Origin of the sequence: Pseudomonas sp. R3-52-08 (assembly GCF_003851745.1) — a bacterium.
Classification (GTDB): domain Bacteria; phylum Pseudomonadota; class Gammaproteobacteria; order Pseudomonadales; family Pseudomonadaceae; genus Aquipseudomonas.
In genome coordinates this window covers 760,880-786,245 of the sequence record NZ_CP027730.1, presented here as the reverse complement: position 1 = coordinate 786,245, position 25,366 = coordinate 760,880, and the positions used below count along the sequence as shown (strand labels likewise).

Sequence of the window (25,366 nt, the reverse complement as noted above, 5' to 3'; positions counted from 1 at the left end):
AATAGGGCTCGGGCTCTAAAAAAGGTTAGGTGCCTATTCTAGTGGTCTGGTTCAGAAATAACTGTGCAAATTTGTCAGAGGTGTTGGGGGAGTATTGGCACTTTTCGACCGCCCAAAACAAAACCCCATCTGCTTTCGCAAATGGGGTTTCGGAATTTAATCTTGACGATGACCTACTCTCACATGGGGAAACCCCACACTACCATCGGCGATGCATCGTTTCACTACTGAGTTCGGGATGGGATCAGGTGGTTCCAATGCTCTATGGTCGTCAAGAAATTCGGGTACTGAATCGTGGCCATGTGACCTCGCTTCAGCAAATTGGGTATGGGATAGAAGTCGGTGTTTTGTGAGCCTCGAACTTTCGGTTCATTGCGTCTTCACACACCGCAATCTGTTGCTTCTGCTTTTTTAAAGTCAGGAGTAGTCAAATTGCTTGGGTGTTATATGGTCAAGCCTCACGGGCAATTAGTATTGGTTAGCTCAACGCCTCACAGCGCTTACACACCCAACCTATCAACGTCGTAGTCTTCGACGGCCCTTCAGGGGACTCAAGGTCCCAGTGAGATCTCATCTTGAGGCTAGTTTCCCGCTTAGATGCTTTCAGCGGTTATCTATTCCGAACATAGCTACCCGGCAATGCCACTGGCGTGACAACCGGAACACCAGAGGTTCGTCCACTCCGGTCCTCTCGTACTAGGAGCAGCCCCTCTCAAATCTCAAACGTCCACGGCAGATAGGGACCGAACTGTCTCACGACGTTCTAAACCCAGCTCGCGTACCACTTTAAATGGCGAACAGCCATACCCTTGGGACCGGCTTCAGCCCCAGGATGTGATGAGCCGACATCGAGGTGCCAAACACCGCCGTCGATATGAACTCTTGGGCGGTATCAGCCTGTTATCCCCGGAGTACCTTTTATCCGTTGAGCGATGGCCCTTCCATACAGAACCACCGGATCACTAAGACCTACTTTCGTACCTGCTCGACGTGTCTGTCTCGCAGTCAAGCGCGCTTTTGCCTTTATACTCTACGACCGATTTCCGACCGGTCTGAGCGCACCTTCGTACTCCTCCGTTACTCTTTAGGAGGAGACCGCCCCAGTCAAACTACCCACCATACACTGTCCTCGATCCGGATAACGGACCTGAGTTAGAACCTCAAAGTTGCCAGGGTGGTATTTCAAGGTTGGCTCCACGCGAACTGGCGTCCACGCTTCAAAGCCTCCCACCTATCCTACACAAGCAAATTCAAAGTCCAGTGCAAAGCTATAGTAAAGGTTCACGGGGTCTTTCCGTCTAGCCGCGGATACACTGCATCTTCACAGCGATTTCAATTTCACTGAGTCTCGGGTGGAGACAGCGCCGCCATCGTTACGCCATTCGTGCAGGTCGGAACTTACCCGACAAGGAATTTCGCTACCTTAGGACCGTTATAGTTACGGCCGCCGTTTACCGGGGCTTCGATCAAGAGCTTCGCGTTAGCTAACCCCATCAATTAACCTTCCGGCACCGGGCAGGCGTCACACCCTATACGTCCACTTTCGTGTTTGCAGAGTGCTGTGTTTTTAATAAACAGTCGCAGCGGCCTGGTATCTTCGACCGGCATGAGCTTACGGAGCAAGTCCTTCACCCTCACCGGCGCACCTTCTCCCGAAGTTACGGTGCCATTTTGCCTAGTTCCTTCACCCGAGTTCTCTCAAGCGCCTTGGTATTCTCTACCCAACCACCTGTGTCGGTTTGGGGTACGGTTCCTGGTTACCTGAAGCTTAGAAGCTTTTCTTGGAAGCATGGCATCAACCACTTCGTCGTCTAAAAGACAACTCGTCATCAGCTCTCGGCCTTAAGATCCCGGATTTACCTAAGATCTCAGCCTACCACCTTAAACTTGGACAACCAACGCCAAGCTGGCCTAGCCTTCTCCGTCCCTCCATCGCAATAACCAGAAGTACAGGAATATTAACCTGTTTTCCATCGACTACGCTTTTCAGCCTCGCCTTAGGGACCGACTAACCCTGCGTCGATTAACGTTGCGCAGGAAACCTTGGTCTTTCGGCGTGGGTGTTTTTCACACCCATTGTCGTTACTCATGTCAGCATTCGCACTTCTGATACCTCCAGCAAGCTTCTCAACTCACCTTCACAGGCTTACAGAACGCTCCTCTACCGCATCACTTACGTGATACCCGTAGCTTCGGTGTATGGTTTGAGCCCCGTTACATCTTCCGCGCAGGCCGACTCGACTAGTGAGCTATTACGCTTTCTTTAAAGGGTGGCTGCTTCTAAGCCAACCTCCTAGCTGTCTAAGCCTTCCCACATCGTTTCCCACTTAACCATAACTTTGGGACCTTAGCTGACGGTCTGGGTTGTTTCCCTTTTCACGACGGACGTTAGCACCCGCCGTGTGTCTCCCATGCTCGGCACTTGTAGGTATTCGGAGTTTGCATCGGTTTGGTAAGTCGGGATGACCCCCTAGCCGAAACAGTGCTCTACCCCCTACAGTGATACATGAGGCGCTACCTAAATAGCTTTCGAGGAGAACCAGCTATCTCCGAGCTTGATTAGCCTTTCACTCCGATCCACAGGTCATCCGCTAACTTTTCAACGGTAGTCGGTTCGGTCCTCCAGTTAGTGTTACCCAACCTTCAACCTGCCCATGGATAGATCGCCCGGTTTCGGGTCTATTCCCAGCGACTAGACGCCCTATTAAGACTCGCTTTCGCTACGCCTCCCCTATTCGGTTAAGCTCGCCACTGAAAATAAGTCGCTGACCCATTATACAAAAGGTACGCAGTCACCCAACAAAGTAGGCTCCCACTGCTTGTACGCATACGGTTTCAGGATCTATTTCACTCCCCTCTCCGGGGTTCTTTTCGCCTTTCCCTCACGGTACTAGTTCACTATCGGTCAGTCAGTAGTATTTAGCCTTGGAGGATGGTCCCCCCATATTCAGACAAAGTTTCTCGTGCTCCGTCCTACTCGATTTCATGACTAAGAGATTTTCGCGTACAGGGCTATCACCCACTATGGCCGCACTTTCCAGAGCGTTCCGCTAATCTCAAAGCCACTTAAGGGCTAGTCCCCGTTCGCTCGCCACTACTAAGGGAATCTCGGTTGATTTCTTTTCCTCAGGGTACTTAGATGTTTCAGTTCCCCTGGTTCGCTCCATACACCTATGTATTCAGTGTAAGGTAACCATCTTATGATGGCTGGGTTCCCCCATTCAGACATCTCCGGATCAAAGTCTGTTTGCCGACTCCCCGAAGCTTTTCGCAGGCTACCACGTCTTTCATCGCCTCTGACTGCCAAGGCATCCACCGTATGCGCTTCTTCACTTGACCATATAACCCCAAGCAATCTGGTTATACTGTGAAGACAACATTCGCCGAAAATTCGATCATACTCAATTAAGAGCGACTCACAAATTTTACCTTAGCCTGAGCCGTTACCAGTGAAAGTAACGTTCAGTCTATCTTTCTATCACATACCCAAATTTTTAAAGAACGAACTAGTCAAAGACTAGAAATCAACATTCACCATCACAACGATGGAATGCTCATTTCTAAGCTTTCTACAAACAGAAGCAGTACTGGTGGAGCCAAACGGGATCGAACCGTTGACCTCCTGCGTGCAAGGCAGGCGCTCTCCCAGCTGAGCTATGGCCCCGTATTTCTACAGGCGTTTCCCACACAAAATTGGTGGGTCTGGGCAGATTCGAACTGCCGACCTCACCCTTATCAGGGGTGCGCTCTAACCAACTGAGCTACAGACCCAATTTCGGGCTGCTTCTTTTCGTCTTCTTCAATGAATCAAGCAATTCGTGTGGGAGCTCATGGAGCAGCTGATGTCGTCGATTAAGGAGGTGATCCAGCCGCAGGTTCCCCTACGGCTACCTTGTTACGACTTCACCCCAGTCATGAATCACACCGTGGTAACCGTCCTCCCGAAGGTTAGACTAGCTACTTCTGGTGCAACCCACTCCCATGGTGTGACGGGCGGTGTGTACAAGGCCCGGGAACGTATTCACCGCGACATTCTGATTCGCGATTACTAGCGATTCCGACTTCACGCAGTCGAGTTGCAGACTGCGATCCGGACTACGATCGGTTTTCTGGGATTAGCTCCACCTCGCGGCTTGGCAACCCTCTGTACCGACCATTGTAGCACGTGTGTAGCCCAGGCCGTAAGGGCCATGATGACTTGACGTCATCCCCACCTTCCTCCGGTTTGTCACCGGCAGTCTCCTTAGAGTGCCCACCATAACGTGCTGGTAACTAAGGACAAGGGTTGCGCTCGTTACGGGACTTAACCCAACATCTCACGACACGAGCTGACGACAGCCATGCAGCACCTGTCTCAATGTTCCCGAAGGCACCAATCCATCTCTGGAAAGTTCATTGGATGTCAAGGCCTGGTAAGGTTCTTCGCGTTGCTTCGAATTAAACCACATGCTCCACCGCTTGTGCGGGCCCCCGTCAATTCATTTGAGTTTTAACCTTGCGGCCGTACTCCCCAGGCGGTCAACTTAATGCGTTAGCTGCGCCACTAAGAGCTCAAGGCTCCCAACGGCTAGTTGACATCGTTTACGGCGTGGACTACCAGGGTATCTAATCCTGTTTGCTCCCCACGCTTTCGCACCTCAGTGTCAGTGTTGGTCCAGGTGGTCGCCTTCGCCACTGGTGTTCCTTCCTATATCTACGCATTTCACCGCTACACAGGAAATTCCACCACCCTCTACCACACTCTAGTCAGTCAGTTTTGAATGCAGTTCCCAGGTTGAGCCCGGGGATTTCACATCCAACTTAACAAACCACCTACGCGCGCTTTACGCCCAGTAATTCCGATTAACGCTTGCACCCTCTGTATTACCGCGGCTGCTGGCACAGAGTTAGCCGGTGCTTATTCTGTCGGTAACGTCAAAACAATCACGTATTAGGTAACTGCCCTTCCTCCCAACTTAAAGTGCTTTACAATCCGAAGACCTTCTTCACACACGCGGCATGGCTGGATCAGGCTTTCGCCCATTGTCCAATATTCCCCACTGCTGCCTCCCGTAGGAGTCTGGACCGTGTCTCAGTTCCAGTGTGACTGATCATCCTCTCAGACCAGTTACGGATCGTCGCCTTGGTGAGCCATTACCTCACCAACTAGCTAATCCGACCTAGGCTCATCTGATAGCGCAAGGCCCGAAGGTCCCCTGCTTTCTCCCGTAGGACGTATGCGGTATTAGCGTCCGTTTCCGAACGTTATCCCCCACTACCAGGCAGATTCCTAGGCATTACTCACCCGTCCGCCGCTCTCAAGAGAAGCAAGCTTCTCTCTACCGCTCGACTTGCATGTGTTAGGCCTGCCGCCAGCGTTCAATCTGAGCCATGATCAAACTCTTCAGTTCAAACATCTTTGGGTTTTTAAGAAACCCTAAACTTGGCTCAGCAATCGTTGGTTACATCTTTGATTTCTCGCGGAGTAACTTGTGATGCTGATAATCTTGTTGACTATCAGTCTGACTCCACAAGCACCCACACGAATTGCTTGATTCAGTTGTTAAAGAGCGGTTGGTTAAGAGCTATTCGTCTCAACCGAGGCGCGCATTCTACAGCAGCCTCATTTGCTGTCAAGCGGTTATTTTCAGAAGTTTTCGAAGAATTCTTCAACAACTTCAACCACTTGCGCTTGCGATCTCTCGTAAGCGGGAGGCGAATTCTACAGCGTTACACGCTGCTGTCAACACCTCTTTTTCAACTTCCTTTTGGCTTCGATGAACTGAAGCAACTTACCGTCGAAACCTACTTAACCCATTGTTTACCAAGGAGTTTTCCGTTTCGACTGCGCCGGAAGTGGGGCGAATTATAGGCGCACAGAATCTGCCGTCAACCTTCTTTTTCACATTTCTGTCATATAGGTCAAAAAACCCAGCAAACGCGAAGGTCGGCCCCAAGGGGCCGGCCTTCTATTCACCCAGCCTTACAGGCTCGGGAAAGCGAACTGCGATGCCTCATGACTGGCCCGCTGCGGCCAACGCTGAGTGATCGCCTTGCGGCGGGTATAGAACCGCACCCCATCCGGCCCATAGGCGTGCAAGTCGCCAAACAGCGAACGCTTCCAGCCCCCGAAGCTGTGATAAGCCACCGGCACCGGCAGCGGAACGTTGACTCCCACCATGCCCACTTCAATTTCATCACAGAACAGACGCGCCGCCTCACCGTCACGGGTGAAGATGCAGGTGCCGTTGCCGTATTCATGATCGTTGATCAGTTGCATCGCCGCTTCCAGGCTCTCCACCCGCACCACGCACAACACCGGCCCGAAGATCTCTTCTTTATAGATACGCATCTCGGGGGTCACGCGATCAAACAGGCTGCCACCGAGGAAGAACCCATGTTCATGCCCGGCAACGCTCAAGCCGCGACCATCGACGACTAACTCGGCCCCCGCCGACACACCGTCTTCTATATAGCCACTGACCTTGTCCCGCGCCTGCCCAGTCACCAGCGGCCCCATGTCCAAGCCACAGGTGGTGCCCGCGCCGATCTTCAATGCCTTGACCTGCGGCACCAGCTTGGCGATCAACGCATCCGCCACCTGGTCACCCACACACACCGCCACCGAGATCGCCATGCAACGCTCGCCGCAGGAACCATATGCCGCGCCCATCAAGGCACTGACGGCGTTATCCAGATCCGCGTCCGGCATCAGCACCGCGTGGTTCTTCGCCCCGCCCAGTGCCTGCACACGCTTACCGCGTTTGGTCGCTTCGGCATAGATGTATTCGGCAATCGGCGTCGATCCTACAAAGCTAAGCGCCTTTACCTCGGGCGCCTCGATCAAAGCGTCCACTGCCCCCTTGTCACCGTGCACCACGCTCAGCACGCCTTTAGGCAGACCCGCTTCCTGCAACAATTGCGCGATCAACAACGTCGAACTCGGGTCACGCTCCGACGGTTTGAGGATGAAACAGTTACCGCACACAATCGCCAGCGGATACATCCACAACGGCACCATCGCCGGGAAGTTGAACGGCGTAATCCCCGCCACCACGCCCAGCGGCTGAAAATCCGACCAGGCATCAATGTTCGGCCCCACGTTACGGCTATATTCACCCTTGAGAATTTCCGGCGCCGAGCACGCGTACTCCACATTCTCGATGCCACGCTTCAACTCACCGGCGGCATCCTCCAACGTCTTGCCGTGCTCTTCGCTGATCAACTGCGAAATACGCGCTTCGTTCTGCTCCAGCAACTGCTTGAAACGAAACATCACCTGCGCACGTTTGGCCGGCGGCGTATTACGCCAGGCCGGGAACGCCGCCTTGGCCGCGTCGATCGCCTGTTGAATGGTTTCACGACTGGCCAACGGCACTTGGTGAATCACCTGGCCAGTAGACGGGTTGTACACGTCGCCACTGCGACCGCTGTCGTTGACCAGTTCACCGTTGATCAAATGCTGGATAAGGCTCATGCAGGGCTCCTGAAAAGTTGTTCTATATAGAAGGAGAAATCAGTCGATCTTGTTCAACACTTCACCGACCGCATCGAACAGGCGATCCAAGTCCTGCGGTTTGCTGTTGAAGGTTGGCCCGAACTGCAGGGTGTCACCGCCGAAGCGCACATAGAAACCGGCTTTCCACAGCGCCATGCCGGCCTCGAACGGACGCACGATCGCATCTCCGTCTCGCGGGGCAATCTGGATGGCTCCGGCCAGGCCGTAGTTACGAATATCAACCACATTCTTGCTGCCCTTCAAGCCATGCAGCGCATTCTCAAAATGCGGTGCGACTTCGGCTACGCTCTGTACGAGATTTTCCTTCTGCAGCAGGTCGAGTGCCGCAAGGCCGGCCGCGCAGGCTACCGGGTGCGCCGAATAGGTGTAGCCGTGGGGGAATTCCACCGCGTACTCAGGCGTCGCCTGGTTCATGAAGGTCTGGTAGATCTCACTGCTGGCAATCACCGCGCCCATGGGAATCGCGCCGTTGGTGACTTGCTTTGCGATGCACATCAGGTCCGGGGTCACGCCAAAACTGTCGGCGCCGAACATCGAACCTGTGCGGCCGAAACCGGTGATCACTTCGTCGAACACCAACAGGATGTTGTGCTGATCGCAGATTTCACGCAGGCGCTTGAGGTACCCCTGTGGCGGCACCAGCACTCCCGCAGAACCGGCCATTGGCTCGACGAACACCGCAGCAATGTTCGAAGCATCATGCAACTCAATCAGCTTGAGCAACTCATCGGCCAACGCGATGCCGCCCAACTCCGGCATGCCACGGGAGAACGCATTGCTCGCCAGCAAGGTATGCGGCAGATGGTCAACGTCCATCATCGCCTGGCCAAACAGCTTACGGTTACCGTTGACGCCACCAAGGCTGGTACCGGCAATGTTCACACCGTGGTACCCACGGGCGCGGCCGATCATCTTGGTCTTGGTGGCCTGGCCCTTCAGGCGCCAGTAGGCACGCACCATCTTCACGGCGGTATCGGCGCACTCGGAGCCGGAGTCGGTGAAGAACACATGGTTGAGGTTGCCAGGGGTCAGGTCGGTAATCTTTTCCGCCAGTTGAAAGGACAGCGGATGACCGTATTGGAAGCCCGGAGAGTAGTCCAGGGTGCCCAACTGCCGGGCCACCGCTTCCTGGATTTCCTTGCGCGTATGCCCGGCGCCGCAGGTCCAAAGGCCCGACAGCGAGTCGTAGACCTTGCGCCCCTTGTCATCGGTCAACCAGCTGCCTTCGGCGGCCACGATCAGGCGCGGATCGCGCTGAAAGTTACGGTTGGCGGTATAAGGCATCCAGTGAGCATCCAGCTTGAGTTGGCTGGCCAGGGACGATGGGGCGTTTTCCGGCATGTTCATCAGCAAAACCTCGCAAGGCAAAAGGCAGCGTCGGGATTGAAAAAGCGTTGTTGCAGCTAAATTGACACGGGGATAAAGTCGGTGAAATTCAACTCTTCTAACCTTCAGTCAGGACTTCACTAAACTATGAGCCGTCGTCCCGACCCCCTGGCCCAGGTCAGCGACTTTGATATCCGCCTGCTGCGCATCTTTCGCAGCGTGGTGGAGTGCGGCGGGTTTTCCGCAGCGGAAACCGCACTGGGGATTGGGCGTTCGGCCATCAGCCAGCAAATGAGCGACTTGGAGCAGCGCCTCGGGCTGAGGCTCTGTCAACGCGGCCGCGCCGGCTTCTCACTGACTGAAGAAGGCCGCGAGGTCTATCAGTCGGCGTTGCAACTGTTGAGTGCCCTGGAAAGTTTTCGCACCGAGGTCAATGGCCTGCACCAGCACTTGCGCGGAGAGCTGATCATCGGCCTCACCGACAACCTCGTCACCCTGCCCCATATGCGCATAACCCACGCCCTGGCGCAGTTGAAGGAGCGCGGCCCGGACGTGCAGATCCAGATCCGCATGATCGCCCCCAATGAAGTGGAGCAAGGTGTGCTCGACGGCCGTCTGCATGTCGGCGTGGTACCCCAGGCCAGCGCATTGTCCGGCCTGGAGTACCAACCGCTGTACAGCGAGCGCTCGCTGCTTTATTGCGCGGTCGGCCACCCGCTGTTTTACGCCGACGACAAGCAACTGGACGACGCGCGCCTTGACGACCAGGACGCCATCGCCCCGACCTTCCGCCTGCCCGCCGAGATCCAGGCCCACTACCAGGCGCTCAATTGCACGGCCAGTGCCTCGGACCGCGAAGGCATGGCGTTCCTGATCCTCACCGGCCGTTATATCGGCTACCTGCCCGACCATTACGCCAGCCTTTGGGTACAACAAGGCCGACTCCGCGCGCTGAAACCGGCTACACGGTTTTACGATTTAAGCCTGGCATCGGTCACGCGCAAGGGCCGCCGCCCCCATTTGGTGCTGGAAAGCTTCCTGGAAAGCCTGGCAGCAACGCGCTAGTTCGGGCCCCGCAAAAAAAGCTGAGCAGGTGGACAGTTTTTTGCAAGGCACAAGAACCTTGAACCGTCCGCCCTGAGTTGACTCGCCATGCCAGCACAATCCTCCAGCCCCAACGACCTGATCTACGGCCTCGATGACCGTCCGAAACCACTGCCCGCCCTGCTGGCTACCCTGCAACATGTGCTGGCGGCGTTCGTCGGCATTATCACCCCGCCACTGATCATCGGCTCCACCCTGGGCCTCACCGCACACCTGCCCTACTTGATCAGTATGGCGCTGATGGTCTCCGGCGTCGGCACGTTCATCCAGGCGCGTAGACCGTTCGGTATCGGCGCCGGGATGATTTGCCTGCAAGGCATCAGCTTTGCCTTCCTGGGTGCGGTGTTGTCCGCCGGTTTTCTGGTCAAGCAACGTGGCGGCAGCCCTGAGGACATCCTGGCGATGATCTTCGGCGTGTGCTTTTTCGGCGCCTTGGTGCAAATCGTGCTGAGCCGCTGTATCGGCCAACTGCGCCGGGTCATCACGCCTCTGGTGACCGGGATCGTGATTACGCTGATCGGCATCAGCCTGATAAAAGTAGGCATCACCGATCTCGGCGGCGGCTTCAACGCCCCCGACTTTGGCGCCCCCACCAACCTGGCCCTGGGCCTGTTCGTGGTATTGACGATCATCCTGCTCAACCGCTCGAACACACCCTGGGTACGCCTCTCGGCCATCATCATCGGCCTGGCTCTCGGCAGCCTGGCTGCCTGGTTCAGCGGTAAGCTGGTGCCCCACGCCTTGCCCGACCTGCCGCTGATCAGCCTGCCTACGCCGTTTCGCTTTGGTTTCAACTTCGACTGGAGCGCCTTCCTGCCAATCGCGCTGATTTATCTGATCAGCAGTATCGAAACCGTTGGTGACCTTACGGCCAACTGCATGATCGCCCGCCAGCCCATCAGCGGTGCGTCTTATATAAGCCGACTCAAAGGCGGCGTGCTGGGTGATGGGGTCAGTTGCATGATCGCCGCGACGTTCAGCGCCTTCCCCAATACCACCTTTGCGCAAAACAACGGGGTGATCCAACTCACCGGCGTGGCCAGCCGTTACGTCGGCCTGTACATCGGCGCCGTGTTGATTTGTCTCGGGTTGTTTCCCATGATCGGCGCGGTATTGCAGCAAATCCCCAAACCGGTGCTGGGCGGCGCGACCCTGGTGATGTTCGGTAGCGTCGCTGCAGCCGGTGTGCGCATCCTGGCGCAGGCGCCGCTGGATCGACGCAGCATGTTGATCATCGCCACCTCGTTCGGGGTTGGCTTGGGCATCGCCGCCCAACCCAACTTGCTGCACTTGATGCCGGCCCTGGTGCAGAACCTGTTCGACTCCGCCATCACCAGCGGCGGCCTGACTGCCATTGTGTTGTGCCTGCTATTGCCCGAGGCCAAAACCACCGATGCCGTTGCAAACCACACGCCCGAAAGTGACTCCCTGGAATCGCTTTGACGGTTTTATTGCATCAACACTTGTCTGAGGCTTGAGGGTGGGTTATCTGTGCACACGTCGCCTCTATCGATCAGCACGGAAACCTCCATGAGCCTCGAAGTTCCTGCCCACAGCAACCACGCCGGTAAACCCGCCAGCCGCATTCGGCAAAAGAACGAACAAGCGATTCTCCAGGCTGCTGAAGATGAGTTCGCGCGCCACGGCTACAAGGGCACCAGCATGAACACCATCGCTGCCAGTGCCGGGTTGCCCAAAGCCAACTTGCATTATTACTTCACCAATAAGCTTGGCCTGTACATTGCCGTACTGAGCAATATCCTGGAATTGTGGGACAGCACGTTCAACGCGCTGACCGCCGAGGACGACCCGGCCGTGGCCCTTTCCCGTTATATCCGCACCAAGATGGAATTCTCACGACGCCAGCCACAGGCCTCGCGAATCTTCGCCATGGAGATCATCAGCGGCGGCGAATGCCTTACCGAATATTTCAGCCAGGACTACCGCGCCTGGTTCAGCGGCCGTGCGGCCGTGTTCCAGGCCTGGATCGATGCCGGCAAGATGGACCCCATCGACCCGGTACACCTGATCTTCCTGCTGTGGGGCAGCACCCAGCACTACGCCGACTTCGCCACCCAGATCTGCCGCGTCACGGGGCGCACCAAGCTGACCAAGCAGGATATGGAAGACGCCGGCACCAACCTGATCCACATCATTCTCAAAGGCTGTGGCATCAAGCCGGCCCAATAAACGAAGCGACTTATGCCATTCACGCTTACAGGCCTTTGCGAATTTCGTGAAGAAATCCGCAAAAGCCGCTTTATCACCCTGGCGGCGCCCATTACCAGCCCGCACGACGCCCAGGCGTTTTTCGAGCAGCACAGCGACCTCAACGCAACACACAACTGCTGGGCCTGGAAACTCGCCGACCAATACCGCAGCAACGACGACGGTGAACCCGGTGGCACCGCCGGGCGGCCGATCCTCGCGGCCATCGAAGCCCAGGGTTTCGATCAGGTCGCGGTGCTGGTGATTCGCTGGTACGGCGGCATTCAACTGGGCACCGGTGGGCTGGCCCGGGCCTATGGCGGCGGCGCCAACAAGTGCCTGCAGAATGCCGAGCGCATCGAGCTGATCAGCCGCATACCCTTGCGCTGCGCCTGCGCATTCGCCGAGCTGAACCTGGTAAAACTGCGTGTTGCCGACCTCGGCGGGTTGGTGGTGGAGGAAACCTTCACCGCCAACGGTGTCGAACTGCAACTGGCTTTGGGCGAAGAGCAGGTCGATACCCTGCAGGCCCAACTGGCCGACCTGAGCCGTGGACGTATCCTGCTGCAACGCTGAAAACTGTTACTGTTATTTGCTGAACTCCCTGAACCGCGACTCTAAAAGGAAGCTTTTCATGCCTACGCCAAAAACCGCACTGATCATCGGCGCCTCGCGCGGGCTGGGCCTTGGCCTGGTCAAGCAACTGCTACAGGACGGCTGGGACGTGACCGCCACCGTGCGCGACCCGAACAAGGCTGACGCCCTGAAAGCCGTGGGCCCGGTGCAGATCGAGAAACTCGACATGGACGATCAGCAAGCCGTGATCGCCCTGGCCCAGCGCCTGAAAGACCGCACCTTCGACCTGCTGTTCGTCAACGCCGGCGTCAAGGGCCCGGCGAACCAGGAACCTGGCCACGCGACCCTGGCGGAAGTCGGCCAACTGTTTTTCACTAACGCTGTGGCCCCGATCAACCTGGCCCAGCGTTTCGTCGGGCAGATCCGTAAGGACACCGGCGTGCTGGCCTTCATGAGTTCGGTGCTGGGCAGCGTCACCATTCCTGATGGTTCGGACATGGCGTTGTACAAAGCCAGCAAGGCGGCGCTCAACTCCATGACCAACAGCTTTGTCACCCAACTGGGCGAACACAAGCCGACGGTGTTATCGCTGCACCCAGGCTGGGTGAAAACCGACATGGGCGGCGAGAATGCGCACATCGACGTCGAAACCAGCGTGCGCGGCCTGGTGGATCAAGTGAATGCCTACACCGGCAAAGGCGGTCATCATTTTGTGGATTACAAAGGCGACACCATCGCCTGGTAAGTACCCCCAACTGTAGGAGCGAGCTTGCTCGCGAAGAACGCCCAGGCACCGCTTTAAACCAGACTGCCCGCGTTATCGTTGACGATTTTCGCGAGCAAGCTCGCTCCTACAGCGTTAGACTGCCACCTCGCCTTCCCCGGCGACCCTGGATCAGCAGACAGGGCAACACTGAGCTGGCAAACCTGAACCCATCATTCAGAGGAGCCGGCCAATGCCTGCGACCCGTATCTGGTTAAAAAATCCCCTCGCGATCTTCACCGCCAATGGCCTCGATGCCCGTGGCGGCCTGGTGCTGCAAGACGGCGTCATCACCGAATTGCTGGCCCAAGGGCAAGCACCTGCACAACCCTGTGCGCAGGTGTTCGATGCCCACGAGCATGTGGTCCTGCCCGGGCTGATCAACACCCACCATCACTTCTACCAAACCCTGACCCGCGCCTGGGCGCCGGTGGTCAACCAGCCGCTGTTTCCCTGGCTGAAAACCCTGTATCCGGTCTGGGCCCGACTGACCCCGGAAAAACTCGCCCTGGCGTCGAAGGTGGCACTCGCCGAATTGCTGCTCTCCGGCTGCACCACAGCGGCAGACCACCACTACCTGTTCCCCGACGGCCTGGAAAACGCCATTGATGTGCAGGTCGACAGCGTACGCGAGCTGGGCATGCGCGCCATGCTCACCCGTGGTTCCATGAGCCTGGGCGAAGCCGATGGTGGCCTGCCACCGCAGCAGACCGTGCAACAAGGCCAAGTGATCCTCGACGACAGCCAGCGCCTGATCCGCGAATACCACGAGCGCGGCGACGGTGCGCACATCCAGATTGCCCTCGCACCCTGCTCGCCGTTTTCCGTCACCCCCGAAATCATGCGCGCCAGTGCCGAACTGGCCACCTCGCTCGACGTGCGCCTGCACACGCACCTGGCGGAAACCCTCGACGAGGAAGACTTCTGCCTGCAACGTTTCGGCCTGCGCACCGTGGATTATCTCGACAGCGTCGGCTGGCTCGGCCCGCGCACCTGGCTGGCCCACGGCATTCACTTCAATCCGGATGAAATCGCCCGCCTGGGCGCCGCCGGCACGGGCATCTGCCACTGCCCGAGCTCGAATATGCGCCTGGCTTCCGGCATCTGCCCGACCCTCGACCTGCTCGCCGCTGGTGCTCCCATCGGCCTGGGCGTGGACGGCTCGGCTTCCAACGACGCCTCGAACATGATCCTCGAAACCCGCCAGGCGCTGTACATCCAGCGTCTGCGTTACGGGGCAGAAAAAATCACGCCCGAAGGTGTGTTGGGCTGGGCGACCAAAGGCTCGGCGCAGTTGTTGGGCCGTACGGATATTGGAGAATTGGCTGTGGGCAAACAGGCTGATCTGGCACTGTTCAAGCTGGATGAACTGCGCTTCTCCGGCAGCCACGATCCCATTTCCGCACTGTTGCTGTGCGGTGCCGATCGAGCGGACCGGGTGATGATTGCAGGTCAATGGCGGGTAATCGACGGCCAAGTGGAGGGCCTCGACCTGAAAGGCCTGATCGCCGATCACACTCAGGCAGCCCGGCAGTTGATCGCCGGAACCTGAGCCCAACACAGTTAAAAATGTGGGAGGGGGCTTGCCCCGGTACAAACCGGGGACATCGTTTACATTTCTAACCGGGGACATGGTTTACAGGTTAATACGCATGATCAGGAGGTAACTGATCATGCCCTGGAACCAAGAGTCTCCGATGAATCAACGAATCAGACTGGTCGCTGACTGGCTTTCTGGTAATTACACCAAAAGCCAGCTGGCGCGCCGCTTTAACGTAAGTCGGCCTACCGTCGACAAATGGATCGGCCGGCACAATGGCGATTTAAAGTCGTTAGCCGAACTGTCCCGACGCCCTCACAACAGCCCCAATAAAACCGACGATGAAATCCTGGCCCGTGTGGTGGCGATGAAGGAGGCGCACGATAAATGGGGTCCGAAGAAGCTTCTCGAGCTATTGCGACTTGAAGATCCCTCCATCGCCTGGCCTTCCCCAAGTACAGCAGGCCAATGGCTTGATCGACTTGGGCTCGTCCAAAAGCGGCGCTTCAAGCGCAGACACGGTAATTCCCCTGTAGTAATGCGCGAGGCCAACGAACCTAACCAGACGTGGTGCGCCGACTACAAAGGGCAATTCAAAATGCATAACGCGCAGATGTGCTTCCCTTTGACCATCACAGACCACGCTTCCCGGATGATTTTGGCGTGCAGGGCTCATTCAAAGATCAAGACTGAACCTGTTAAACAAGCCTTTGAGAGACTGTTTCAGGAGTACGGCATGCCCGAAGTTATTCGGTCGGACAACGGTGTTCCGTTTGCCTCTCCTGGCCTGGCAAGAATATCCACGCTGGCAGTTTGGTGGATACGTCTGGGCATCTATCCGGAGCGCACCATGCCAGGAAGACCGGCCCAAAATGGTCGCCATGAGCGGATGCACCGTAGCTTGAAACTGGAGCTGCCCTTAGGAGAAAACTTAATCGAGCAGCAGCTTTTGCTGGAGCATTTCAGGCATGAGTTCAATTACGTGCGCCCTCATGAAGCGCTCGGTATGAAGCGTCCAGGGGACGTGTATGTGCCGTCTACGCGGATTTACCCAGGATGCTTGCCGGATGTGGAGTATCCGTCCGAAATGAAGGTTCGAAGCGTCAGACAGGACGGGTCGATCAAGTGGAACGGCAAGTTGGTATTTATCAGCGAGGCGCTGTCAGGGGAGCAGATAGGGCTTAAAGAGGCTGAGGATGATGTTTGGGATTTGTACTTGTGTGATTATCCCCTGGGAAGGCTTGGGCGAGGTATGACCCGCGTCCAAGCCTCAAATGTGTAAACGATGTCCCCGGTTTCAGATGTAAACGATGTCTACGGTTCTACACCCCGATGGCGGTGTGTCAGTCCTATATAAGCTGGCTGACCCACCACTATCGGGGGCAAGCCCCCTCCCACATTTGGCTTTATGGTGTGCTTGAAATCGGGTTACAACCCCAACAGCGACAACATGATAAACGTCGCAAACAACACAAAATGCGTCATCCCTTCAATGGCATTGGTTTCACCATCATTGAGGTTGATCGCGCTGACGATCAGCGTAATAAACACCATCACCGTCTGTACCGGCGTCATTGCCATCTGGAACGGCTGGCCGCTGTAGAGCGCCATCGCTTCCATGACCGGCACCGTCAGAATCACCGTTGACAACGAGGCACCCAGTGCGATGTTCACCACCGACTGCATGCGGTTGGCCAAGGCAGCGCGCAATGCGGTAAGGATTTCCGGCGCGGCGGAAATAGCCGCCACCACAATCGCGGTGATCACCGGTGGGGCGCCCGTGCCTTCCAGGCCCAGGTCGAGGGTCTTGGACATGACCTCGGCCAACGCGCCAATCACAATCACGCCAAACACCAGGGTGCCAATCGAGAACGCGAGGTTCACGGGCGGCGCTTGCTCGTCTTCAGGCAATTTCTTGCGGCGCTTTTCCGGGTAGCTGTAGCTGAAGAAATAACTGTGTGGGCCGACCTGCATTCTCAGAAACAAGGTGTAGAGCACTACCATGGCGCCGATGGTGAAGGCCGAGTAAATTTTCCAGTCGGCCTCGGGGATAAATTCCGGCACCACCATCGACACGCCCATGGCGGTGAGGATCATCACGCTGTAGGTGCGCGCTGAATCATCGTTGTAGGACTGCTCGCCATGCTTGATGCCGCCCATCAGCGCGGCCAGGCCGAGGATGCCGTTGATATCGAGCATCACCGCCGAATAGATGGTGTCGCGCACCAGTGTGGGTGAAGGCTCGTTGCTCATCATGATGGCCAGGATCACCACCTCCACCAACACGGCCGCCAAGGTCAGGATCATGGTGCCGTAGGGGTCGCCGACCTTTTCCGCCAGTTGTTCGGCATGATGGGCCACACGCATCGATGCCATCACGATAAACGCGATCAAACCGAGACCCGCGAGCAACGCCACAATCTGCCCGCTGTGGAGCATCCAGTGTTCCAGCGGGTAGGCGGCAATGGCGGCAATCAGCGCCAGCAGCATGAATTTTTCTTGCTTGAGGGAAGTGAGCATGGGAGGCCTTTATGTGCAGCAAATCAGTCATCGTTGGGGTACAGACTGCGCCCAGCCGCTAACGTTTCGTTACACCTTAGTTCACGCCGCTCTTGCGCGAAAAAATCAAATACTCTCCTGCTGGTCAGGTTATGCCGATTATTTCGGCCATGGCCTGTAGAATGCCGCCATTGCACCTGATGAGATTTTTAGACATGTACGATTGGCTCAACGCCCTGCCCAAGGCTGAACTGCACCTGCACCTGGAGGGCTCGCTGGAGCCCGAGCTGCTGTTCGCCCTGGCCGAACGCAACAAGATTGCCCTGCCGTGGAACGACGTCGAAACCCTGCGCAAGGCTTACGCGTTCAATAACCTGCAAGAGTTTCTCGACCTGTACTACAAAGGCGCCGATGTGCTGCGCACGTCCCAGGATTTCTACGACCTGACCTGGGCCTACCTGCTGCGCTGCAAAGCCCAGAATGTGATCCACACCGAACCCTTCTTCGACCCGCAAACCCACACCGACCGTGGTGTGCCGTTCGAAGTGGTGCTCAACGGCATCGCTGCCGCCCTCAAAGACGGCGAGCAGCAACTGGGCATCACCAGCGGCCTGATCTTAAGCTTCCTGCGCCACCTGAGCGAAGCCGAAGCCGAGAAAACCCTCGACCAGGCGCTGCCGTTCCGTGACGCGTTCGTCGCCGTGGGCCTGGACAGTTCAGAAATGGGTCACCCGCCGAGCAAGTTCCAGCGTGTGTTCGACCGCGCCCGTCACGAAGGCTTCCTCACCGTGGCCCACGCCGGCGAAGAAGGCCCGCCCGAGTACATCTGGGAAGCCATCGACCTGCTGAAAATCCAGCGTATCGACCATGGCGTGCGCGCCATCGAAGACGAGCGCCTGATGCAGCGCATCATCGACGAGCAGATCCCGCTGACCGTTTGCCCACTGTCCAACACCAAGCTGTGCGTATTCGACGACATGGCCCAGCACAACATCCTCGACATGCTCGAGCGTGGCGTGAAAGTCACCGTGAACTCGGACGATCCGGCCTATTTCGGCGGTTATGTCACCGAGAACTTCCACGCGCTGTACACCTCCCTGGGCATGACCCAAGACCAGGCCAAACGCCTGGCGCAGAACAGCCTGGATGCGCGACTGGTAAAGCCATAACTGAATAAACGCAGTCCAGACATATGGGAGGGGGCTTGCCCCCGATTGCGGTATGTCAGCCAGCTTATTTGTAGCTGACCCATCGCCATCGGGGGCAAGCCCCCTCCCACATGGTTTTTGCGGTAACCCTAGATTTCGGTGAGTTCTTCCAACGTCTTGCCCTTGGTCTCCATCCCGAACACCCACACCACCAGCGCCGCCACCGCAAAACACAGCGCGCCCAAGGCAAACACCCCGCCCTGCCCGGTAATCGGAAACACCAGCCCGGTCACCAGTGGCCCCAGCAACGACCCCACCCGCCCAATCGCCGAAGCGAAGCCGGACCCGGTTGCGCGCGCCGAGGTGGGATATAGCTCGGGCGTATAGGTGTACAACACCGCCCACATGCCAAATAGAAAGAACTGCATCAACAAGCCGGACGTAATCAGCAGCCCGACGTTGCCGCCAAACACTGCACTCTGCCCATACAGAAACGCCATCACCCCGCCACCGAGCAACGTCACCACGCACACCGGCTTACGCCCCCAACGCTCGACCAGCCACGCGGCCATGAGGAAACCCGGTATTCCGCCCAGGGAAATGATCACCGTGTAATACACCGATTGCGTCACCGCAAAGCCTGACTGCTGCAACAACGCACTCAACCACGAGGTCAGCCCGTAGAACCCGAGCAGGGCAAAGAACCACACGCTCCAGATCATCAGGGTGCGTTGACGGTACTGCGCCGACCACAATTGCTGGAAGGCCGAGAAGAACGTGCCTGGCGTACTCGCCACTCGCGGCAAGGCCACCGGTTCGGGCAAGTCGGCGCATCCCAGGGAGTCGCGCACCTTGTGTTCGATGCCAAGCAATACCTTGTCCGCCGCCTCGTGGCGCCCGGCCTGTTCCAGCCAACGCGGCGATTCCGGAATAAAAAACCGGATGGCCAGCACAAATACCGCCGGCACCGCCAGCACCAGAAAGATGTCGCGCCAGCCCACCACCGGCAGCAGGAAATACGACAGCACTCCGGCGGCGACAAACCCGAGCGGCCAGAAACCATCCATCAACGCGATATACCGCCCACGTCGCTTTGCCGGAATCAGCTCCGACAACATCGACTGTGCAATGGGAAATTCCATGCCCATGCCAATGCCCAGCAAGATGCGAAACAGCGTCAGCGTCTCGACCGTCTGCGCCGTGGAGCACAGGTAGCTGGCGACGCCCCACAACACGATGCTCCACTGAAACACCGGCTTGCGCCCGAAGCGGTCCGCGAGCATCCCCGAGAGCGACGCACCGATCACCATGCCGAAAAAGCTCGAACTGGCGAGTAAGCCGGCCTGGGCCGTACTCAGGCCGAACTCGGCTTTGATCGAGCCCAATAGAAACGTCATCATTGCCAGGTCCATGGAGTCGAAGAAAAACGCCAGGGCAATAATGATGAAAATGATTCGGTGGTAACCACTGATGGGCAACCGTTCCAGCCGCTCTGCTGCGCTATAGCCTTGCATACCCATGCCGCCGCCCCCTGTCTGAAAAGTCCCCCAAAGAGTGTGCGGCATCGTCTGCCCTGGCGATTGCTGGATGCGACCTGACCGAAACCAGGAGCGACGCGCCTACGCTGTGGCCAGCCGGTTGATCTCCGCAAGCCCGGCGTCGCTGACCGCCAAGGCCCGGGATTCATCGATCGCATTGACCCAGTTCGACTGCAGGAACAGTTGCAACAACCCCGCGCCGAGCGCACCGCCCACATGCGGTTGCTGTTGGCTCCAGTCGAAACAGTCACACACCAACGGCGACGAGAATGCCTGGATAAAGATACCCAGGCTCGCCAAATGCTGGGTGCCCTTGACCGTGACTTCGGTACGTTGTTCGTAGCGCTGGATCCACCCTGCCTCCATCATCCGCTGGTACAGGCCGGCCGCCAGTTCACCGCCGAGGTGGTCCTGGCACACGCGGGCGCGACGCAGCAGCGACGGTACCCGCAACGCCGCTGGCTGAGTATCCGGCGTGCTGCGCCCGACACTGGCCATGGTGGTCGTCGCCAGCGCATCGATGGCGGCGCTGACGTCCGCAGCCGCCACACGAAACAGCCGCTTGCCCCGTCGCGCCTCGACCCGCAGCAGGCCGCTGCCGGTCAGCCGGGCTAAATGGGCATTGGCCGACGCCGTAGACAACCCGGCGCACGTCGCCAACTCCTCTGAAGATTTTGCCGAACCGTCCATCAATGCCCACAGCATTGCGGTGCGCTTGGGCTCGGCAAGCAAGCTGGCGATATGACTGATGCATGGTGCCTGTTCCATCTCTCGACTCCCTGTTGACGCGTTTTTCTGCTGCGGTTGGCGCCAAAGTATAGGGGCCAAAACAGCTGGTTCCATGGCGTCTTACAGCCTGGACAGGGACAGCACTTGAGCGAAATTTCCTGCTTTTCTGCCGGCCGTTACTTAGCCGCGAATCGCTCCGACCGTTGCGCCGTCAATGTCGCACAACGGGACACGAGCATCTCCCGCAGCAAGTTGACGGGTTTGCTCAACTGCGCACGATGCGCGCACAGCAGGTTAAGCGGCGTGCGCTCACCGCGCAGCTCCGGCAGGATCAAGCGCAAACGCCCAGCCACGACGTCGGTACTCACATCCAGCCAGGATTTATAGGCAATGCCCACACCCGCTACCGCCCAGCGGCGCACCACATCGGCGTCGTCGCTGACCCGATCCCCCGAGACGGTCAGGCCGACCTCGCGCTTGCCATCAAAAAAACGCCAGTGATCATGCACGCGACCGGCGAGCATATAGAGCAAGCAATTATGCTGGGCCAGTTGTTCAAGGTGTCGCGGCTCGCCATAACGGGCCAGATAACTGGGTGCTGCGCACAGCACCCGTACATTCTCCGGGGCGATGGGCAGCGCCACCAGGCTTGAATCCTCGGGTTCGCCATAGCGCAAAGCGATGTCCACCGGTTGCCGGAACAGGTCGGCTATGCGATCACCCAGCAACAGGCGCACGCTCAGTTGCGGGTATTCACGCTGGAAATCATCCAGCCAGGGCAACAGCTGATTGCGTCCGAAATCCGAAGGCGCCGACAGTTGCAGCAGGCCGCTCACGTGGTCCTGCCCACTGGCCAACAAGCGCCGCCCTTCATCCAGTGAACTCAACGCGGCGCGGGCGTAGGTGAGAAAACCTTCGCCCTCGGCGGTCAAGCGCAAACTGCGGGTGGAGCGGGCCAGCAAGCGCGCGCCCAGTTGCTGCTCTATACGCTTCAACGCGGCACTGGCCACTGCGGGGGAAAGGTCCATCACCCGCGCGGCTGCGGACAAACTGCCCAGGTCTGCCGCCCGCAAAAATAACTGCAAATCATCAAAGCGAAGCATGCATTCCCGCCAATTATCAATTTTTTATTGAAACAGAACGCTGTTTTATCGGCTTTTATCTGCATTGGAAATAGCCAATCATCTGCCCACGCCGTTCCTTTTCGACCAGGAGTCGAGTATGTCCACTGCTTTTAACGTCATCGCCACACTGATCGCCAAGCCTGGCCAACAAGCCACTCTGGAAACCCTGCTGCGCGGCCTGCTCGAACCGACCCGCCTGGAACCTGGCTGTGAGCAGTACGACCTGCATCAGGACCTGCAACATCCCGAGACGTTCTACATGCTCGAGCGCTGGAGCGATGAGGCGGCCCTGGCCGACCACGATCAGAGCGCGCATATCCAGAGCTTCCGGGCCCAGGCCTCCGAGGTGATTGAACACTTCGACCTCAAGCGCCTGAAGTTTCTCGCCTGACCACCAACCCTTTACCCGGAGAAAACATGAAAGCCATCGCCTACTACAGCTGCCTGCCCATCACCGCCACGAACGCCCTGCAAGACATCGAACTGCCCGAACCCGTGGCCGGGCCGCGCGACCTGTTGGTGGAAGTCAAAGCCATCTCGGTCAACCCGGTGGACACCAAGGTGCGCCAGAACGTCGCCCCGGAACACGGTGCGGCCAAGGTGCTCGGCTGGGACGTGGCCGGTGTGGTCAAGGCGGTCGGCAGCGAAGTCACGCTGTTCAAGGCCGGTGACAAGGTGTTCTACGCCGGCTCCCTGGTGCGCCCTGGCGGTAACAGTCAATTGCACACTGTGGATGAACGCATCGTTGGCCATATGCCACAGACCCTGGGTTTTGCCGAAGCCGCCGCGCTGCCGTTGACCGCCATCACGGCCTGGGAGCTGCTGTTCGAACGCCTGCAGGTCCCCGAGGGCAAAGCGGACCTGGGCCAGAGCCTGCTGATCGTCGGCGCAGCGGGCGGCGTGGGTTCGATCCTGACCCAGCTGGCCAGCCAGCTCACTGCACTGAAGGTGATCGGCACCGCCTCGCGCCCGGAGACTCAAGAATGGGCCAAGAACCTCGGCGCCGACTTGGTGATCGACCATAGCCAGCCGCTGAGCGAAGCGTTGAAACACGCCGGCCACCCGCACGTGACCTACGTCGCCAGCCTGACCCAGACCGACCATCACCTGGATCAACTGGTGGAAGCCCTGCAGCCCCAAGGCAAGCTGGCGCTGATCGACGACCCCAAGGCGCTGGACGTCAGCAAGCTCAAGCGCAAGAGTTTGTCGTTGCATTGGGAGTTCATGTACACCCGCTCGATGTTCGAGACACCGGACATGATCGAGCAGCATCACCTGCTCAACCGCGTGGCCACGCTGATCGACGCTGGCACCCTGAAAACCACGGTAGGCGAGCACTTCGGCGTGATCAATGCGGCGAACCTGCGACGTGCGCACGCGCTGCTGGAAAGCGGCAAGGCCAAGGGCAAGATCGTTTTAGAAGGGTTCTAAAAAACGGCTATCAGTGTCGTCTGTCACTGATGTAGGTAAGGACGACACCATTAGTCCGAGAGTTGACGTTTGTCATATTTGTGCGCGCATACGGGTTTATATTGGCCGCCTTTGCCACGATTCTTTTACGTGAGGAAGTCAGCAATGAAGATCCTGATAAAAGCGTTAGCAAAATCGCAGTGGGAGGTCCGCCTGGACCAGAAGTCGATTATTTTCCACACCGAAGCCGAGGCCCGTGCCTTTGCCGACACCTTGCAAGCCCGCATCCAGGCTCCCCACCGTTTCCCACTCAGCCAGCAACGCGCCGCCGCCGGCTGATCGGCCCTTCAGGTCAGACCTGCGCCTGCGCGGCCCTGGCCCGTTGCAGGCGCTGGGTCGACATCGCAATCGTCACCGCCAGCACACCGCACAGGCTGATGACCATCGCCATCGGCATCGCCGTGCCGTCATGCAACACGCCCACCAACGATGCCGCCCCCGCCGCCACGCCGAACTGAATGCAACCGAGCAATGCCGACGCGCTGCCGGCCCGGGCGCCTTGCCCGTTCATGGCGCACGCCGAGGTGTTGGGCAAAATGCAGCCCAGGCTGGCGATGCAGATGAACAGCGGCACCAGCAACGGCCACAGGGCTTCGGTGCGCAGCGCTGCAATGCCCAGCAGGGTCAACGCCGCCGCTACGTAAACCCACACCGTACGCGTGAGCAAAAACGCCGGGCCGCGCTTGGCCAGTAACCGCGCATTCAACTGCGCCACCAGGATAAAACCGGCGGCGTTGGAGCCAAACAGCCAGCCGTAATGCTCGGCGGGTACGCCATACAGCTTGATGAACACGAACGGCGAACCGGCAATGTAGGCAAACATCCCGGCAATCGAGATGCCGCCGGTCAAGGCGTAGCCGAGGTAAACCCGGTCTGACAACAACGCGCCGTAGCGGCGCAGCGAGCCGGACAACGGCTGGCGCGGCTGATGCGCCGGAAAGGTTTCCGGCAAGCCCACCGCCACCGCAACCGCCGCCATCACGCTGAACAGCGACAGCGCCAGGAAAATCGACTGCCAGCCCCACACACCCACCATTATCCCGCCCGCCAGCGGTGCGAGAATCGGCGCCAGGCCAGTCACCAACATCAGTTGCGAATACACCTTGGCCGAGCCCACGGCATCGCATTTGTCACTCACCACCGCCCGTGAGATCACCATGCCCGCGCAACCGCCCAGGGCCTGCACGAAACGCGCGCCGATCAGCCATTCCAGGGAGGGCGCGTACGCACAGGCGAAGGACGCAAGGGTAAACAGCGTGACGCCGCTGAGCAGCGGCACGCGCCGGCCAAAGCGGTCGGCCAAGGGGCCGTAGATCAATTGGCCGATGGCCAGCCCACCGAAATACACCGCCAGGGTCAGCTGGATGTGTTTTTCATCGGTTGCAAAAGCGGCTGCCATCGCCGGGAAACCCGGCAGGTAAAAATCGATCGCCAACGGCGCGAAGGCGCTCAAGGCGCCCAGGATCAGAATTATGCGGAGGTTCATCAGACACCCAAGTGAGTCGGCAGCCCGATAGTCTAGCCGCGCTTGGGCGTCTTGAACATTAAGATAGCTCGCTAACTATCGAGAATCAGACGACTGTGTAGCCTTCTTCCTTGATCAGGCCCGCGATCGCTTCACGGTCCAGTTTGCTTTGGACACTGACTTGCTTGGCCGCAAGGTCCACCGTGACCTCGGCATCTGCATCCTGGCTGCGCACCGCCTGGGTCACCGCACGAACGCAATGGCCGCAGGTCATTCCTTGCACCTTGAATACTTGCATGACATGTCTCCTTTGATGAGGTTGAACGCAGTCTCGACCTTGCCATGATGGCAAGGTCAAGTTTCAGAAAACTCGGCCGG

The 25,366-nt window shown here is 58.1% G+C and carries 19 protein-coding genes, 2 tRNA genes and 3 rRNA genes; 11 read left to right on the top strand and 13 right to left on the bottom strand.

The window, feature by feature from the left end; translation table 11 throughout:
• Positions 1–160: 160 nt before the first annotated feature.
• The 7 genes from rrf to C4J91_RS03340 form a co-directional block, all read right to left on the bottom strand.
• Positions 161–276 (bottom strand): 5S ribosomal RNA (rrf, locus tag C4J91_RS03375).
• A gap of 171 nt (positions 277–447) precedes the next feature.
• Positions 448–3,339: ribosomal RNA gene (locus C4J91_RS03370) — 23S ribosomal RNA — on the bottom strand.
• Between the two features lie 249 nt (positions 3,340–3,588).
• A tRNA-Ala gene (locus C4J91_RS03365) sits at positions 3,589–3,664 on the bottom strand.
• Between the two features lie 30 nt (positions 3,665–3,694).
• Positions 3,695–3,771: transfer RNA gene (locus C4J91_RS03360), tRNA-Ile, on the bottom strand.
• A gap of 82 nt (positions 3,772–3,853) precedes the next feature.
• Positions 3,854–5,390, bottom strand: a 16S ribosomal RNA gene (locus C4J91_RS03355).
• The 16S, 23S and 5S rRNA genes sit together here with 2 tRNA genes alongside, the layout of an rRNA operon.
• A 572-nt stretch (positions 5,391–5,962) precedes the next feature.
• A complete protein-coding gene (locus C4J91_RS03345; RefSeq protein WP_124361151.1) occupies positions 5,963–7,456 on the bottom strand; it encodes a CoA-acylating methylmalonate-semialdehyde dehydrogenase in 1,494 nt (497 codons plus the stop codon).
• Between the two features lie 39 nt (positions 7,457–7,495).
• Complete coding sequence (locus tag C4J91_RS03340) at positions 7,496–8,845, bottom strand: aspartate aminotransferase family protein (RefSeq protein WP_124361150.1); 1,350 nt, start codon at positions 8,843–8,845, stop codon at positions 7,496–7,498.
• 126 nt (positions 8,846–8,971) lie between these two features.
• Here C4J91_RS03340 and C4J91_RS03335 point away from each other — a divergent pair, with 126 nt between their 5' ends.
• From C4J91_RS03335 to C4J91_RS03305, 7 genes are all read left to right on the top strand, one after another.
• Positions 8,972–9,889: a LysR family transcriptional regulator gene (locus C4J91_RS03335; RefSeq protein WP_124361149.1), complete on the top strand. Its 918-nt coding sequence runs from the start codon at positions 8,972–8,974 to the stop codon at positions 9,887–9,889.
• An 87-nt stretch (positions 9,890–9,976) separates the two neighbouring features.
• Positions 9,977–11,371, top strand: a complete 1,395-nt coding sequence (locus C4J91_RS03330) for a uracil-xanthine permease family protein (protein WP_124361148.1) — start codon at positions 9,977–9,979, stop codon at positions 11,369–11,371.
• 87 nt (positions 11,372–11,458) lie between these two features.
• Positions 11,459–12,118, top strand: coding sequence for a TetR/AcrR family transcriptional regulator (locus tag C4J91_RS03325; RefSeq protein ID WP_124361147.1), 660 nt, complete (start codon positions 11,459–11,461; stop codon positions 12,116–12,118).
• Between the two features lie 12 nt (positions 12,119–12,130).
• Complete coding sequence (locus C4J91_RS03320) at positions 12,131–12,712, top strand: YigZ family protein (protein ID WP_124361146.1); 582 nt, start codon at positions 12,131–12,133, stop codon at positions 12,710–12,712.
• 58 nt (positions 12,713–12,770) lie between these two features.
• Positions 12,771–13,457: an SDR family oxidoreductase gene (locus C4J91_RS03315; protein ID WP_124361145.1), complete on the top strand. Its 687-nt coding sequence runs from the start codon at positions 12,771–12,773 to the stop codon at positions 13,455–13,457.
• A gap of 211 nt (positions 13,458–13,668) precedes the next feature.
• Positions 13,669–15,027 (top strand): 8-oxoguanine deaminase, encoded by a 1,359-nt coding sequence (locus tag C4J91_RS03310; RefSeq protein WP_124361144.1) that lies wholly within the window; start codon positions 13,669–13,671, stop codon positions 15,025–15,027.
• A 121-nt stretch (positions 15,028–15,148) separates the two neighbouring features.
• On the top strand, positions 15,149–16,297 hold the full coding sequence (locus C4J91_RS03305) for a DDE-type integrase/transposase/recombinase (protein WP_124361143.1): 1,149 nt from the start codon (positions 15,149–15,151) through the stop codon (positions 16,295–16,297).
• A gap of 146 nt (positions 16,298–16,443) precedes the next feature.
• Here the strand turns inward: C4J91_RS03305 and C4J91_RS03300 are convergent, their stop codons facing one another.
• Complete coding sequence (locus C4J91_RS03300; protein WP_124361142.1) at positions 16,444–17,535, bottom strand: calcium:proton antiporter; 1,092 nt, start codon at positions 17,533–17,535, stop codon at positions 16,444–16,446.
• Positions 17,536–17,729: 194 nt separating this feature from the next.
• Between C4J91_RS03300 and C4J91_RS03295 the strand changes: the two genes are divergently transcribed.
• On the top strand, positions 17,730–18,683 hold the full coding sequence (locus C4J91_RS03295; protein ID WP_043051475.1) for an adenosine deaminase: 954 nt from the start codon (positions 17,730–17,732) through the stop codon (positions 18,681–18,683).
• Positions 18,684–18,811: 128 nt separating this feature from the next.
• Here C4J91_RS03295 and C4J91_RS03290 read toward each other — a convergent pair whose 3' ends face one another.
• The 3 genes from C4J91_RS03290 to C4J91_RS03280 all read right to left on the bottom strand — a co-directional run bounded on the left by C4J91_RS03290 (position 18,812) and on the right by C4J91_RS03280 (position 22,032).
• Complete coding sequence (locus C4J91_RS03290) at positions 18,812–20,182, bottom strand: MFS transporter (RefSeq protein WP_124361141.1); 1,371 nt, start codon at positions 20,180–20,182, stop codon at positions 18,812–18,814.
• Positions 20,183–20,281: 99 nt separating this feature from the next.
• Entirely contained in the window at positions 20,282–20,968 is a 687-nt protein-coding gene (locus tag C4J91_RS03285; RefSeq protein WP_124361140.1) for a helix-turn-helix transcriptional regulator, read from the bottom strand.
• A 137-nt stretch (positions 20,969–21,105) separates the two neighbouring features.
• Complete coding sequence (locus tag C4J91_RS03280) at positions 21,106–22,032, bottom strand: LysR family transcriptional regulator (RefSeq protein WP_124361139.1); 927 nt, start codon at positions 22,030–22,032, stop codon at positions 21,106–21,108.
• A gap of 118 nt (positions 22,033–22,150) precedes the next feature.
• Here C4J91_RS03280 and C4J91_RS03275 point away from each other — a divergent pair, with 118 nt between their 5' ends.
• From C4J91_RS03275 to C4J91_RS27485, 3 genes are all read left to right on the top strand, one after another.
• Complete coding sequence (locus tag C4J91_RS03275; RefSeq protein ID WP_124361138.1) at positions 22,151–22,444, top strand: putative quinol monooxygenase; 294 nt, start codon at positions 22,151–22,153, stop codon at positions 22,442–22,444.
• Between the two features lie 26 nt (positions 22,445–22,470).
• Positions 22,471–23,484 (top strand): zinc-binding alcohol dehydrogenase family protein, encoded by a 1,014-nt coding sequence (locus C4J91_RS03270; protein ID WP_124361137.1) that lies wholly within the window; start codon positions 22,471–22,473, stop codon positions 23,482–23,484.
• Positions 23,485–23,628: 144 nt separating this feature from the next.
• Positions 23,629–23,802 carry a hypothetical protein gene (locus C4J91_RS27485; RefSeq protein ID WP_164484509.1) on the top strand — a complete coding sequence of 58 codons (174 nt, stop codon included), beginning with the start codon at positions 23,629–23,631 and terminating at the stop codon, positions 23,800–23,802.
• A 13-nt stretch (positions 23,803–23,815) separates the two neighbouring features.
• Here C4J91_RS27485 and C4J91_RS03265 read toward each other — a convergent pair whose 3' ends face one another.
• Entirely contained in the window at positions 23,816–25,009 is a 1,194-nt protein-coding gene (locus tag C4J91_RS03265) for a multidrug effflux MFS transporter (protein ID WP_124361136.1), read from the bottom strand.
• 85 nt (positions 25,010–25,094) lie between these two features.
• Entirely contained in the window at positions 25,095–25,286 is a 192-nt protein-coding gene (locus C4J91_RS03260) for a heavy-metal-associated domain-containing protein (protein WP_124361135.1), read from the bottom strand.
• Positions 25,287–25,366: the final 80 nt, after the last annotated feature.

Coding starts and splice junctions, on each gene's coding strand:
- C4J91_RS03270 (WP_124361137.1), top strand. CDS start 22,471: ATGAAAGCCATCGCCTACTACAGCTGCCTGCCCATCACCGCCACGAAC.
- C4J91_RS03325 (WP_124361147.1), top strand. CDS start 11,459: ATGAGCCTCGAAGTTCCTGCCCACAGCAACCACGCCGGTAAACCCGCC.
- C4J91_RS03330 (WP_124361148.1), top strand. CDS start 9,977: ATGCCAGCACAATCCTCCAGCCCCAACGACCTGATCTACGGCCTCGAT.
- C4J91_RS03315 (WP_124361145.1), top strand. CDS start 12,771: ATGCCTACGCCAAAAACCGCACTGATCATCGGCGCCTCGCGCGGGCTG.
- C4J91_RS03275 (WP_124361138.1), top strand. CDS start 22,151: ATGTCCACTGCTTTTAACGTCATCGCCACACTGATCGCCAAGCCTGGC.
- C4J91_RS03335 (WP_124361149.1), top strand. CDS start 8,972: ATGAGCCGTCGTCCCGACCCCCTGGCCCAGGTCAGCGACTTTGATATC.
- C4J91_RS03260 (WP_124361135.1), bottom strand. CDS start 25,286: ATGCAAGTATTCAAGGTGCAAGGAATGACCTGCGGCCATTGCGTTCGT.
- C4J91_RS03345 (WP_124361151.1), bottom strand. CDS start 7,456: ATGAGCCTTATCCAGCATTTGATCAACGGTGAACTGGTCAACGACAGC.
- C4J91_RS03295 (WP_043051475.1), top strand. CDS start 17,730: ATGTACGATTGGCTCAACGCCCTGCCCAAGGCTGAACTGCACCTGCAC.
- C4J91_RS03340 (WP_124361150.1), bottom strand. CDS start 8,845: ATGAACATGCCGGAAAACGCCCCATCGTCCCTGGCCAGCCAACTCAAG.
- C4J91_RS27485 (WP_164484509.1), top strand. CDS start 23,629: ATGAAGATCCTGATAAAAGCGTTAGCAAAATCGCAGTGGGAGGTCCGC.
- C4J91_RS03290 (WP_124361141.1), bottom strand. CDS start 20,182: ATGGGTATGCAAGGCTATAGCGCAGCAGAGCGGCTGGAACGGTTGCCC.
- C4J91_RS03285 (WP_124361140.1), bottom strand. CDS start 20,968: ATGGAACAGGCACCATGCATCAGTCATATCGCCAGCTTGCTTGCCGAG.
- C4J91_RS03300 (WP_124361142.1), bottom strand. CDS start 17,535: ATGCTCACTTCCCTCAAGCAAGAAAAATTCATGCTGCTGGCGCTGATT.
- C4J91_RS03320 (WP_124361146.1), top strand. CDS start 12,131: ATGCCATTCACGCTTACAGGCCTTTGCGAATTTCGTGAAGAAATCCGC.
- C4J91_RS03280 (WP_124361139.1), bottom strand. CDS start 22,032: ATGCTTCGCTTTGATGATTTGCAGTTATTTTTGCGGGCGGCAGACCTG.
- C4J91_RS03265 (WP_124361136.1), bottom strand. CDS start 25,009: ATGAACCTCCGCATAATTCTGATCCTGGGCGCCTTGAGCGCCTTCGCG.
- C4J91_RS03310 (WP_124361144.1), top strand. CDS start 13,669: ATGCCTGCGACCCGTATCTGGTTAAAAAATCCCCTCGCGATCTTCACC.
- C4J91_RS03305 (WP_124361143.1), top strand. CDS start 15,149: ATGCCCTGGAACCAAGAGTCTCCGATGAATCAACGAATCAGACTGGTC.